The following is a 12,926-nucleotide window of genomic DNA, read 5'->3' as shown; positions in this document are numbered from 1 at the left end:
CGCCTAGCGCGCGGCGGCGGGCGCGGCGGCCACGCGCTGCCGGCGCAGTTTGGGATTGAGCGCGTCGTTGATGGCGTCGCTAAGCAGGTTCAGGGCCAGCACGGTGGCCATGATGGTCAGGCCGGGCAGGGCGGTCATGTACCAGGCGGTGCGCAAGGCTTCGCGCCCCGCGCCCACCATGCTGCCCCAGCTGACCACGTTGGGATCGCCCAACCCCAGGAACGACAGGCCGGCTTCCGACAGGATGGCCTGGGCGACCAGCACGGCGGTCGTCACGATGATGGGGGGCAGGGCGTTAGGCAGGATTTCGCGGAAGATGATGCGGGCGTGGCCTGCGCCTAGCGTCTGCGCGGCCCGCACGAATTCGCGTTCCCGCAGGGAAATGAATTCGCCCCGGGTCAGCCGCGCGATGCCGGTCCATGACGTCACGCCCAGCGCGAAGATAATGGTCGACAGCGACGGGCCCAGAATGGCCACCAGCACGATGGCCAGCAGAAAGGACGGCACGGTCTGGAACAATTCGGTGATGCGCATCAGCACGGCGTCGGTGCGCGGGCCGGCATAGCCCGCGAACGCGCCCACCAACAGGCCGATGGCCAGCGCGATGGCGGCCGACGCGCCGCCCACCAGCAGCGACACGCGGGCGCCGTGAAACAGCCCGGCCAGGATGTCGCGGCCCATCAGGTCGGTGCCGGCGGGAAAGCTGGCGTCTTCGCCGGGCCAGGTGAAGGGTGCGCCCACCATTTCCAGCGGGTCGTCCGGGAACAGCCGCGCCGCGCTCGCGGCGGCGGCCAGCACGATCAAGAGGATGGCGGCGCCGACGGCGGCCGAGGGCGTGCGCAGCAGATGCAGCGCGGCGCGGGCAATCGGTTTCATGTCTTCCTCACGCGAGGGTCCAACAGGCCGTAGCAGGCATCCACGGCGATATTCATCAAGGCCACCAGCGCCGCGCTCATCAGCAGGATGCCCAGCAGCAGGTTGACGTCGCGGCTGGCGATGGCCTCGAACGACAGCTGGCCCAGGCCCGGCCACGCGAACACGGTTTCCACCACGATGCTGCCGCCCAGCAGCGCGCTGCTTTGCAGGCCCAGCATCGTGATGACGGGCAAGATCGCGTTCTTCAGCGCATGGCGCCAGATCACCCGCGCTTCGCCGTTGCCGCGCGCGCGGGCGGTGCGGATATAGTCTTCCTGCAGCGTCTCGATCATTGACGCGCGTGACAGCCGCGCATAGATGGCCACGTAGTAGATCGCCACCGTCGCCACCGGCAGCGCCAGGTGCCGCGCGTAGTCGGCCCACAGCGCCCAGCCCTGGTAGGCCGCGCCCACGTCGCGGATTCCGCCGACCGGCAACCAGTTCAGGTGCACGCCAAAGCCGACGATCAGCATCAACGCCGTCCAGAACATCGGCGCCGAATAGCCGGCCGTGGCCAGCGCCGACAGCAGAGTGTCCAGCACGCCGTGCGGCCGGCGCGCGGCCAGCACGCCCAGCAGGACGCCCACCGCCACCGACAGCGCCAGCCCGGTGCCGATCAGCGCCAGCGTGGCCGGCAGCCGCCCGAAAATCAGGTCGGCCACGGGTTCGCCATAACGGAACGAATATCCCAGGTCCAGCGACAGCAGGCTTTTCAGGTAGTAGCCCAGCTGCGCAAGCACGCTCTGGTCCAGCCCGTAGGCCACCCGCAGCTGCGCCACGTGTTCGGGCGTGATGCCGCTGTTTTCCGAGGCGATCACATCGACCAGGTCGCCAGGCACCAACTTCAGCAGGAAAAAGTTGGCGATGGCGGTCGCGCCCACCACGAACAGGATTTGCAGCAGGTAGCGGACGAGGCGGGGCAGGCGCATGGCAGGTTCCCGGCGGCCGTCAGGCCTTGCCCAGCCAGACGTTGGCGAAGTTGTTGCGCGAATGCGAGGACGCATCGGTCACGTTGCGCACCTGCTTGTCCCAGACGCCAAACCAGCGGAACTCGAACAGGCCGATCAGCGGCAGGTCGCGCTGCGCCAGGCGCTGCACCTCGTTGTACTGGTCGATGCGCTTCTTCGGATCCGTCTCGACCTGCGCGGCTTCGATGGCGCGGTCCATGTCGGGGTTGCTGTAGCCGGACGCGTTGTACCAGGGAGTGCCTTTTGCCTCTGCCTTGCTCCAGTAGCGTGTTTCCACGCCCAGCTGCGGATCGATCAGCACCGTGCCCCACGAGCTGATGAGCTGGAAGTTGTAGTCGGTGAAGACATTGCGCGTCCACGTGGCCAGGTCCAGGCCGCGCAACGTCACGTCGATGCCGATCTTGCGCAGTGCCTGGCGCACGAATTCGCCGGTGCGGCGGTAGTCGTCGCCAAACGGGATGTAGTCGTGCGTCAAAGCAAAGCGCCAGCCGTCGGCCTTGCGCGGGTAGCCGGCTTCGTCCAGCAGCTTTTCGGCCAGCGCAGGGTCGTAGGGGTACTGCTGCACATTCGGGTTGTGATAGGGCTTCACCAGCGAGGGAACCGGGCTCACGAAGGGTTCGGCATAGCCGTTCCACACCGTCTTCACCAGCACTTGCTTGTTCACGGCGTGCGCGATGGCCTGGCGGACCTTCAGATTCGACAGAATGGGGTCGCGCAGGTTGGCTTCCAGCCAGAGCCAGGCGGCAAAGCCGTTGTAGCCCGAGGTGTCCACCGCCAGCTTGGGCAGCTTGGACAGCCGCGTGGCGTCGGTGAAGGCGACGGGGTTGCGCTCGCCGTAGGCGACACCGCCCGTCTCCAACGCGGTGGCGCGTCCGGACACGTCGGGAATGATCTTCCAGACGATGCGGTCCAAGTAGGGGCGTTCAGGCTGCCAATACTTGTCGTTCTTTTCCAGCACGATGTAGTTGCCCCGGTTCCATTCCTTGAACACGAAGGGGCCGGTGCCGATCGGCTTGTTGTTGTACGGATTGTTCTGGATGTCCGTGCCTTCGAAGAGATGGCGCGGCAGGATGGGCGCACCCAGCGAATCGATGGCGTTCAGCGCCACGGGAGTGGGCTGCGACAGGTGCAGCACGACAGTGTGGTCGTCGGGCGTTTCCACCTTCTGCAGATACTGGAACACCCGGCGCGCGCTCGGCGCATGCTTGAGCCACACCTCTTCGGCGGACCATTTCACGTCGGCCGCGGTGAACGGCTTGCCGTCATGCCACAACACGCCCTGGCGCAGTTTGAAGGTGATGGTCTTGCCGTCGTCGGACACGCTCCAGCTTTCGGCCAGGACCGGGCGCGGCTTCAGGTCGGGTCCGTACTCGACGAGCCCGTCGAAGATCTTGCTGACGACCGCGCCGGTGGGCGTGGACGAATTCAGATAGAAGGCCAGCGTCGGCGGCTCCGGATGCACCACCGCGTTGAGCACGCCGCCGCGCACCGCGCCGTCCACCGTGTTCGGCAGGCTCTGGGTGTCGGCATAGGCGGGGGCGAAGATCACGTTCGGAAATAGCGCGCTGGCGCCCATCAAGGCGCCGGCGCTCATCAACCAGCGACGCAGGGGATTGGCAGGCTCGTCGTCGTGGCCGGGCGCGCCGGCGGGGGGCAATTGCAGCGTCATGAAGGTTTCCTTCTTGCTTGGAGAGGGGCGGCCGGCTGTTTCAGGCGGCCAGGCTGGTCAGGGCGGGAAGATCGTCGGGGTCGCGGCGCAACAGCGTGGCCAGCAGTTCGCGGCGCCACGCGTCGTACAGCGCGATGTGGCCGCGCGTGTCCAGGCCGGTGGCGCGCTGGTTCAGTTGCCAGGAATCGCGCAGATAGGGGCCAAGCCGGCGTTGGACGTCCTCGTCCGCCTGGATCAGGCCGGCCACCCAGTCTTCACGCTGCGCGGGTTCCGCGCGTTCCAGCTTGTTCAGCCACCATTGCGTGATGCGGATGCGGTGCGCTTCCTCGTCAGGAAGGATGCGGTTTTCGCCGAATTCACGATGGCCGAAGTCCAGTACCCGCGCGGTCCGCCGGTTCACGAACAGGCGCGCCAGGATGTAGTGCTCGTAATGGAACTGCCAGGCCAGGAAGTTCTGCCAGTTGCGCAGCGCAAAGCCGCCGATCAGGTCCCAGGATTCCTGCACGCCTTGCTCGACTTGCGCAAGCGGGTCGGCGCCCAGCAGCGCCGCGGCACGGCCACGCGAGAATTCCGCGTGGGCGGCGTCGTCGCCCAGCTGGCGGGCCAGCGCAAACTGGAATTCGGTGTCGTCCTTGAACAGGCCGGCAATCGCGTGGGCTGCGACCTGCGTGATGAAGAGGTCATGCACCGTGTTCCACACGGCGTACTCGGCGGCGTTGCGACGTTCATCGGCGTCTGCCAGATCGCGCGGTGGATCCATGCGCGCGGCCGGGATGTGCGGCGCGACGACAACGCGGATGTCGTCGAACAACCTCGTTTCCAACGCGCCGTCGTAATCCAGCGTCAGGGGCGGCAGGGGGAAATCCAGTTCAGGCATGGCGAGTGGCAGACGCGGAAAAGTCTCGACTCTAAGCAAGCGTCAACGCCGTCCGCAAACATTCTTTGGTGATTTCGTTATATGCGCGGCATGGCTGCTAACAGTGGGCGAGCGGGGTGCATCCGGCATATACCGATTTCACATAACCGCATGAGAATTCCGTCCTTCCGCGTGCGGCGCCGCACCGATAGGCTGCATGTTTTCCCAATGCCGGGGCGCAACATGCCGCACGCTTCAAGCACCACCGCAATTCAGGACGGGGACGAGGCGCCGCGCCTGGTCTCTGCCGCCCGCATCCGGGATGATGCCCATGCGATCGAGGCCGCCCACGCGTTGGCGGCCGACTTTGCACTAGGCGCGGCCCAGCGCGACCGGGAACGCGGATTGCCCTGGCGCGAGATCGAACGCTATTCGGCCAGCGGGCTGGGCGGCATCACGGTGCCGCGCGAATTCGGCGGCGCGGATGTCTCGCATGTGACGCTGGCCGACGTGTTTCGCATCATCAGCGCGGCGGATCCGTCGCTGGGTCAGATCCCGCAGAACCATTTCGGCTTCCTGAACCTGCTTCGCCTGACTGGCACGCCGGCGCAGCAGCGCCACTACTACGAGGGCGTGCTGGCCGGGCGCCGGCTGGGCAATGCCGGCCCCGAGCGCCACACCCGACATACCCGCGACATCGAGGCGAGGCTCGTGCCGGACGGCGACGGCTATCGCGTCAGCGGGCGCAAGTTCTATTCGACGGGCGCGCTGTTCGCGCACTGGATACCGACCAAGGTGCTGGATGCCGAAGGCAGGCTGGTCACGGTCGTCCTGGAACGCGGGGCGCCGGGTGTGTCCGTCGTGGACGATTGGTCCAGCTTCGGCCAGCGCACCACAGCCAGCGGCACCGTGCTGCTGGACAACGTGCGGGTGGAGGCCGAGAGCATCCTGCCCGCCTGGCTGGCGCAGCAAGCGCCCGTTCTGCTGGGGCCGTTCGCGCAACTGATGCAGGCGGCGATCGACGCCGGCATCGCCGAGGGCGCGCTGCAGGACGCCGTGGCCTTCCTGCGGGAGCGCTCGCGCCCCTGGGTCGAGGCCAACGTCGAACGGGCCACGCAGGATCCCTACGTGATCGCGGACGTCGGGCAGCTCTATATCGATCTGCACGCCGCCCAGGCGCTGTTGACCGAGGCCGCCCAGGTGCTGGACGACGCCCGTGGCCGGACGCTGGACGCCGACGACGTTGCCGCGGCATCGATCGCGGTGGCGCGCGCCAAAGCGGTGTCCACCGAGGTCGCGCTGGCGGCCAGCGAAAAGCTGTTCGAACTGTCGGGTGCGCGCGCCTCCCTGGCCGAATTCAGTCTGGACCGCCATTGGCGCAACGCGCGCGTGCATACGCTGCACGATCCCGTGCGCTGGAAGTACCACGCCGTGGGCAACTACGTGCTTAACGGCCAGCGCCCCAACCGACATTCCTGGATCTGAGGCCATGCCGACCAACAACATCTCGTCCCTGGCGCAGCGCCGTGCGGCGATCATCGACACCGACGCCCAGGCACTGGAAGTCGCGCGCGCTCTGGCCGCGGACTTCGCTCGCGAAGCGTCCCAGCGCGACCGCGAACGCCGGCTGCCCCTGCCGGAGCTGGAACGCTATTCGCTGTCCGGCCTGTGGGGTATTACGGTGCCGCGCGAGCACGGCGGCGCCGGAGTGTCGCGGGTGACGCTGGCGGAAGTCACGGCGATAATCTCGGCCGCCGACGGTTCGCTGGGCCAAATTCCGCAAAACCATTACTACGCGCTGGAGGTGCTGCGCGTGAACGGCAATGCGGACCAGCAGCGCCGCTTCTATGCCCGCGCACTGGCGGGAGAACGCTTCGGCAACGCGTTGGCCGAGACCGGCACGCGCACGGCCGCCGAACGCCGCACCCGCCTTACCGCCAACCCCGAGGGCGGATGGCGCATCAACGGCAGCAAGTTCTATTGCACTGGCGCGCTCTACGCCCAATGGATTCCCACGGCAACGGTGGATGACGACGGCACCCAGCGCCTGGCCATCGTGCGCCGCGACAGCCCGGGCGTCGAGATCATCGACGATTGGTCGGGCTTTGGTCAGCGCGTCACCGGCAGCGGCACGGTGCATTTCAAGGAGGTGGCGGTGCCGGCCGAAGACGTTCTGCTGCTGGCCGACCCTGCCGCGCCGCCCAACACGATCAAGCCGCTTGCGCAGATCATCCACGCGGCCATCGACCTGGGCATCGGCCAGGCCGCGCTGGCGGATGCCATGGCGTTTGTGCGTGACCGTTCCCGCCCGTGGATCGACGCCAATGTCGAACGCGCGGCGGACGATCCGCTGACGATCAGCGAGTTCGGCCGCCTGTCCATCCGCCTGGATGCGGCGCGCGCACTGGTCGCGCGGGCGGGCCGCCTGCTGGACACGGCCACCGCCGACGGCACGCCCGCCAACGTGGCGGCAGCCGCGATCGCAGTGGCAGAAGCGCGCGCGCTGACCACCGAAGCCTCGCTTGCCGCCGGCACCAAGCTGTTCGAGCTGGCCGGCACGCAATCCACGCTGGACCATCTGAACCTTGACCGCCACTGGCGCAATGCGCGTACGCACACGCTGCACGACCCGGTGCGCTGGAAGCGGCACGCCGTGGGCAACTACTACCTGAACGACATCGCGCCCGGCCGCGTGGGCACTACCTGATCCTGACGGAACCGCACATCATGGCGAAGAAGCAAATCCTCCTGAACGCGTTCAACATGAATTGCGTGGGGCACATCAACCACGGCTTGTGGACCCATCCGCGCGACACGTCCACGCAGTACAAGACGCTGGACTACTGGACCGATCTGGCCCGGCTGCTGGAACGCGGGCTGTTCGACGGCCTGTTCCTGGCCGACATCGTGGGCGTGTACGACGTCTACCAGGACTCGGCCGACCTGACGCTGCGCGAATCGATCCAGTTGCCGGTGAACGATCCGCTGCTGACGATTTCGGCCATGGCGGCCGCCACCCGGCACCTGGGGTTCGGCGTCACGGTCAACCTGACCTACGAGGCGCCGTATCTGCTGGCACGGCGCTTTTCCACGCTGGACCATCTGACCAATGGCCGCGTCGGCTGGAACATCGTCACGGGCTACCTGGAAAGCGCGGCGCGCGCGATGGGGCTGTCGGAACAGATCGCGCATGACGAACGTTACGACCGCGCCGACGAGTTCCTGGAGGTGGCCTACAAGCTGTGGGAAGAAAGCTGGGACCGCGATGCGGTCAAGGCCGACAAGCGCGCACGCGTCTATGCGGACCCCGCAGCCGTGCGCCGGGTGGATCACGAAGGCAAGTACTACAAGGTGCAGGGCTTCCACCTGTCGGAACCGTCGCCACAGCGCACACCGGTGCTGTACCAGGCCGGCTCGTCGGGCCGCGGCCAGGCCTTCGCGGCGCGGCACGCCGAATGCGTGTTCGTGTCGAGCCAGACCAAAGAGGGCTTGCGAAAACTGGTGGCAGAGGTGCGCGAGTCCGTCGCCCGCGAGGGCCGCAGTCCGCGCGACATCAAGTTCTTCATGGGCGTGACGGCGGTGGTAGGCAGGACGGAAGCCGAGGCGCGCGAGAAGCATGCGGAGTACTTGCGCTACGCGAACCCGGAAGCGGGGCTGGCGCACTACGCAAGTTCAACCGGCATCGATTTTTCGCGCTACGGCGCGAACGAGCCGATCCGGTACGTGAAGAACAATGCGATCGAGTCGGCGGTGAAGAACCTGACGGTGTCACGAACGGATCGCACCGTGACGGACTTGCTGGCGGACATGGCGCTGGGCGGCAGATACCCGGCCCTGGTAGGCAGCGCCGCGCAAGTGGCGGACGAGCTGGAGTCGTGGGTGGCCGAAACGGATATCGACGGCTTCAACCTGGCAAGGACGGTGACGCCGGAATGCTATGGCGACTTCATCGACCTGGTGATTCCGGAGTTGCAGAGCCGCGGGTCTTATAAGACGGCCTACGCCGACGGCCCGTTACGGGAGAAGCTGTTTGGGGCGGGGAGGGCGGAATTGCCGGTGGAGCATGTAGGCAGGAGGGGGGTGCTTAGTGCGTTGTAACGGTGCGGGTGGGATTTTGTGCGGGATCGTCGGCTGGTAATCGTGGGTTTGCAGTGGGCAGGGCTTTGTTGGTTAGCCGTCGTCAGATCTTCGTAGGTCGCCCGTCGGCGCTGTCGGCGTGACGGCGCGCGCCCACGATTGCGGTCCGGAGCCTTCGCTCCGGACTGCCCCGTCGTCATCCTCGTCCGCCTTCGGCTCCCTTCGGATTCCCTCGGGCGCATCAAGGTTGCACGCCGTCACGCCGACAGCACCGACGAGCTACGGAAGTCTTGGGTCGCGGCGCAGTCAGGCCTCTGTTTACTGACGAGTGCTGCGGGGCCCGCCGAGTTGCCGCCGCCCGGGCGGCGCCAATCGGCATACGCGTCTGGTGTCGTTTGGGGGTGTGGTCGCTTGCGCGCCACCCGTCTAATAGGGAGACTGTCGTGGGTTTCGGCTATGCATTCGTAGGATGGGTGGAGCGCGGCAAACCCGGCATCAGGACGGAAACGTTCATCGCGCACAACCCATCTGGTGGCCTGCGACGATGATGGGTTACGTGCGACACAGGTCCGCGCACTTGGGTCTACCCAGACGCACTCCACCCATCCTACGGAACACGAACTACATCCTTGTGGCGCCAAGCAAGGACCACCCGAAAAATATTCCAACCCCGAAAAACCGGACAGAATAACGCCCACCGCGACCCACACGCGAAGCGAACTCCCACACGACGCAAGACAATGCGTAAGCTCCCCAAGGCCGCCCGCGCGGCCGGCCGGGAGCGGGCCCCGCAAGATCCTCCACCACATCCCATCGGTGACGAGAACCTTAAGAACGACACCCTCCCCAGCGACGGTAAAGATTCAACCACCGAAGCCCGGCGTGGCGGTGGCCTGGGGTGCGCGGGGAGTCGATAAGCCCGAGGGAATCCGAAGGGAGCCGAAGGCGGACGAGGATGACGACGGGGCAGTCCGGAGCGAAGGCTCCGGACCGCAATCGTTGACCCGCGCACCCCAGGCCACCGCCACACCGGGCGTCAAAAGAACCCCCATCCAGCAATCAATACCAACCCAACCTAGAACGTTTAAGAACCCCCAGCAATATCCCCATATTTCCAAAAATCGATAACCCCCGTATCCACCACCACCTCAAGACATAACTTCATACCGACTAAGTATTTTTCCCCGTCCATCCGCGATGACAGAATCCCTCAATCACTCCGTCTCCTGGACACATCCTCATGTCATCGCTGCTTCGCCTGTTAGCCGCTTCAACCCTTGCCATCGCCTTCGCCGCGCCTGCACACGCTGAAGACAAGAACACCGTCACCGTCGGCATCTCCGTCGGCACGGCCGAGAAGATCTTTGATGTGGTCCAGAAAGTTGCCGCCCGTGACGGCCTCACCATCAAGCTCGTCAAATTCAACGACTACCAGCTCCCCAACGCTGCCCTCAACGCCGGCGACCTCGACGCCAATGCGTTTCAGCACAAGCCGTTCCTGGATAACCAGATCAAGGCACGTGGCTTCGATATCGTTCCTGTCGGACTGACCGTCACCGCGCCGTTAGGTTTCTATTCCCGCAAGATCAAATCGTTGAACGATTTGCCTGAAGGCGCGTCGGTCGGCATTCAGAACGATCCTTCCAACGGCAACCGCGCCCTGCGCTTGCTGGCGGCCTACAAGATCATCACCTTGAAGCCAGAGGCCGAGCAGAAGAACACCGCGACGCCGCTGGATGTGGTGTCGAATCCGCGCAAGATCAAGCTGGTGGCGCTGGATGCCGCGCAGTTGCCGCGTTCGCTGGATGACTTGACGGCGGCGTCGATCAATAACGATTACGCCGAGCAGGCCGGTCTGGTGCCGGCGCGTGATGCGATCGGGCGCGAAGCCGCTGATGGGCCTTACGCCAACCTCATCGCCGTGCGGACCAAAGACCGCGACCAACCCTGGGTGAAGAAGCTGGTGGCGGCCTACCAGTCGCCCGAAGTGCGCGCCTACATCGAGAAGGAATTCAAGGGTTCCCTCATCCCCGCTTTCTAACGCGCGATCTCCGGCGAATCATCATGAGCATCATCACGTTGGCGGGCAGCCCGTCACAGCGTTCCCGTTCTTCCGCGTTGCTGCGCCACGCCGCTCACCTGCTGCGTTCGCGCGGATTGGGCGTCGTCGAATTGGGCTTGCGCGACATCCCTGCCGAAGAGCTGATCGAAGGGCACTATTCGGGCGCTGCGGCCGGTGCGTTGCGGGCGCGCGTAGGAACCGCTGACGCGGTGCTGATTTCAACGCCGGTCTACAAGGCGTCGTTCTCCGGCGGCCTGAAGGCCGTGCTGGACCTTCTGGATGAAAAGGCGTTGGCGGGCAAGGTCGTGCTGCCGATCGCCACGGGCGGCAGTCCTGCGCATCTGCTGGCGCTGGAGTACGGCTTGAAGCCGGTGCTGTCCGCCTTGGGCGCGCGGCACATCCTGGCCGGCGTCTACGCCACCGACAAGCAGGTGCGGGTGGAAGACGACGGCAGTATTCATATCGACGATGACGTCCGCGAGCGGCTGGAAGACTCGGTCGACCGGCTGGCCGAGCAGGTGCTGCCGCGCGGCGTCGTTGCCCATGAAGCCTATGACCTGGGCCGGCTCGCGCTTGCGGGCGGCTTCAGCGTCTGATCGGAGATTTGCAATGGATGTCTTCTGGTTCATCCCCACGCATGGCGATTCACGCTACCTGGGCACCAGCCAAGGCGCGCGCGCCGCAAGCTATGACTACTTCCGCCAGGTGGCCGTGGCCGCCGATACGCTGGGCTATGACGGCGTGCTGCTGCCGACCGGCCGGTCCTGCGAAGACGCCTGGGTGGTGGCTTCCAGCCTGATCGGCGCCACCCGCCAGTTGAAGTTCCTGGTGGCGATCCGGCCGGGCGTCAGTTCGCCGCAATTCTCGGCGCGCATGGCTGCCACGTTCGACCGCTTGTCCGAAGGCCGCTTGCTGGTCAACGTGGTGACGGGCGGCGACCCCGGTGAACTGGAAGGCGACGGCGTCTTCGTCAGCCACGACGAACGCTACGCGATCACCGCCGACTACTTGAAGATCTGGCGCGGCATCCTGGAAAACAGCCACGAGGCCGAAGGCTACAGCTTTCAGGGCGAGCAACTGGTGTCCAAAGGCGGGAAGGTCATCTACCCGCCCGTGCAGAAACCGTATCCGCCGCTGTATTTCGGCGGCTCGTCGGAAGCGGCGCATGAGTTGGCCGCCGAACAGCTGGACGTGTACCTGACGTGGGGCGAACCGCCCGAGGCTGTCGCGCGGAAAATCGCGGACGTGCGCCAGCGCGCCGCCAAGCATGGCAGGACGGTGCGCTTCGGTATCCGCCTGCACGTCATCGTGCGCGAAACGGAGGACGCCGCCTGGGCCGCGGCGGACGAACTGATCAGCCACTTGAGCGAAGATTCGGTGCGCGCCGCGCAAGCTGCATTCTCGAAGATGGATTCGGAAGGCCAGCGCCGCATGGCCGCCTTGCATGGCGGCAAGCTCAGCGACGACCAGGGCGGCCGTTCGCATCTGGAGATATCCCCCAACTTGTGGGCCGGCGTGGGACTCGTGCGCGGCGGGGCGGGCACGGCGCTGGTTGGCGATCCGCAGACGGTCGCCGCGCGCATCCAGGAATACGCGGACCTGGGCATCGACACGTTCATCTTCTCCGGCTATCCGCATCTGGAAGAGTCTTACCGCTTTGCCGAACTGGTGTTTCCGCTGCTGCCCGGCAAGGGCCAGCGTCAGGTCGGCAACACGGTGCTGACGGGCCCGTTCGGTGAAGTCATGGCGACCGAACTGGTGCCGAAGGAATCGGCAAGCTGATGGCCGCCGCCAGCCCCTCCCGTCGCCACCGTCCGGTGCGCAGGGCGCTTGTGCCCTGGGTGGCGGCTGCGGGGTTGCTGGCGCTTTGGCAACTGGCGTCGCTGGCCGGATGGCCGCTTGCGCGTGACCTGCCCGCGCCGTCCGCGGTGCTGTCAGCTGCGGTCTCGGCCGCCGGCTCGGGCGAACTGTGGGCGCCGCTGCGGGTCGGCCTGTGGGGTGCGGCCGCGGCGGCATTGCTGGGGGCCGTGCTGGGCGGCTGGCAGGGCGTGCGTACCGGGGATCGGAAGCTTATCGAAATGGGCCGTTCTGTCGGCCTGGCCGGCTGGCCGCTGTGGCGCGACGTGATCCTGCCCGGCGCCTTGCCCACAGTGCTGTCCGGCGCGCGCCTGGCGCTGGCGCTGTTCTGGGTGTTGCGGGTGACGGTCGATATCGCCGCCACGGGATCCGGCAGCGGCCACGCGGCGTTCGTTCCCATCCTGCTCTACGCGCTGCTGGCCCTGGCCACGGATGCGCTCGTCCGCGTGTTGGCGCGCCGCGCATTGCGCTGGGATGCCGCCTTCGTGCCGGATCGCGCTGGCGCTTACTAGGAACTCAATC

The 12,926-nt window shown here is 66.4% G+C and carries 11 protein-coding genes; 7 read left to right on the top strand and 4 right to left on the bottom strand.

All coding sequences use genetic code 11. From position 1 onward, the window contains the following. Nucleotides 1-3: 3 nt before the first annotated feature. The 4 genes from AC3WMU_RS25685 to AC3WMU_RS25670 are packed head-to-tail and all read right to left on the bottom strand — an operon-like array spanning nucleotide 4 to nucleotide 4,429. Nucleotides 4-876, bottom strand: a complete 873-nt coding sequence (locus AC3WMU_RS25685; protein ID WP_492283143.1) for an ABC transporter permease — start codon at nucleotides 874-876, stop codon at nucleotides 4-6. Then, the gene (locus AC3WMU_RS25680; RefSeq protein WP_006226817.1) at nucleotides 873-1,844 is read right to left on the bottom strand and encodes an ABC transporter permease; all 972 of its coding nucleotides are present in this window, start codon (nucleotides 1,842-1,844) and stop codon (nucleotides 873-875) included. The genes AC3WMU_RS25685 and AC3WMU_RS25680 overlap by 4 nt, the downstream gene beginning before the upstream one ends. Before the next feature lie 19 nt (nucleotides 1,845-1,863). Then, nucleotides 1,864-3,552: an ABC transporter substrate-binding protein gene (locus AC3WMU_RS25675; protein ID WP_006226818.1), complete on the bottom strand. Its 1,689-nt coding sequence runs from the start codon at nucleotides 3,550-3,552 to the stop codon at nucleotides 1,864-1,866. A 40-nt stretch (nucleotides 3,553-3,592) separates the two neighbouring features. Continuing rightward, nucleotides 3,593-4,429: a hypothetical protein gene (locus tag AC3WMU_RS25670; RefSeq protein WP_280030095.1), complete on the bottom strand. Its 837-nt coding sequence runs from the start codon at nucleotides 4,427-4,429 to the stop codon at nucleotides 3,593-3,595. Between the two features lie 222 nt (nucleotides 4,430-4,651). Between AC3WMU_RS25670 and AC3WMU_RS25665 the strand changes: the two genes are divergently transcribed. From AC3WMU_RS25665 to AC3WMU_RS25635, 7 genes are all read left to right on the top strand, one after another. Then, entirely contained in the window at nucleotides 4,652-5,893 is a 1,242-nt protein-coding gene (locus tag AC3WMU_RS25665) for an SfnB family sulfur acquisition oxidoreductase (RefSeq protein ID WP_492283142.1), read from the top strand. Between the two features lie 4 nt (nucleotides 5,894-5,897). Continuing rightward, nucleotides 5,898-7,115, top strand: a complete 1,218-nt coding sequence (locus AC3WMU_RS25660) for an SfnB family sulfur acquisition oxidoreductase (protein WP_280030091.1) — start codon at nucleotides 5,898-5,900, stop codon at nucleotides 7,113-7,115. A 20-nt stretch (nucleotides 7,116-7,135) separates the two neighbouring features. Then, on the top strand, nucleotides 7,136-8,506 hold the full coding sequence (locus tag AC3WMU_RS25655; protein ID WP_006226823.1) for an LLM class flavin-dependent oxidoreductase: 1,371 nt from the start codon (nucleotides 7,136-7,138) through the stop codon (nucleotides 8,504-8,506). Between the two features lie 1,219 nt (nucleotides 8,507-9,725). Next, nucleotides 9,726-10,526: a MetQ/NlpA family ABC transporter substrate-binding protein gene (locus AC3WMU_RS25650; protein WP_088591272.1), complete on the top strand. Its 801-nt coding sequence runs from the start codon at nucleotides 9,726-9,728 to the stop codon at nucleotides 10,524-10,526. 23 nt (nucleotides 10,527-10,549) lie between these two features. Beyond that, nucleotides 10,550-11,143, top strand: a complete 594-nt coding sequence (gene ssuE / locus AC3WMU_RS25645) for an NADPH-dependent FMN reductase (RefSeq protein ID WP_006227335.1) — start codon at nucleotides 10,550-10,552, stop codon at nucleotides 11,141-11,143. A 13-nt stretch (nucleotides 11,144-11,156) separates the two neighbouring features. Beyond that, entirely contained in the window at nucleotides 11,157-12,329 is a 1,173-nt protein-coding gene (ssuD, locus tag AC3WMU_RS25640; protein WP_280030087.1) for an FMNH2-dependent alkanesulfonate monooxygenase, read from the top strand. Then, nucleotides 12,329-12,916 carry an ABC transporter permease gene (locus tag AC3WMU_RS25635; protein ID WP_006227333.1) on the top strand — a complete coding sequence of 196 codons (588 nt, stop codon included), beginning with the start codon at nucleotides 12,329-12,331 and terminating at the stop codon, nucleotides 12,914-12,916. The genes ssuD and AC3WMU_RS25635 overlap by 1 nt, the downstream gene beginning before the upstream one ends. The last annotated feature ends 10 nt before the right edge of the window (nucleotides 12,917-12,926 follow it).

The sequence above is a fragment of the Achromobacter sp. FW305-C-13 genome, from assembly GCF_058783475.1.
Note: the sequence above shows the minus strand (reverse complement) of the source record. Positions and strands in the feature narration are given on the sequence as shown.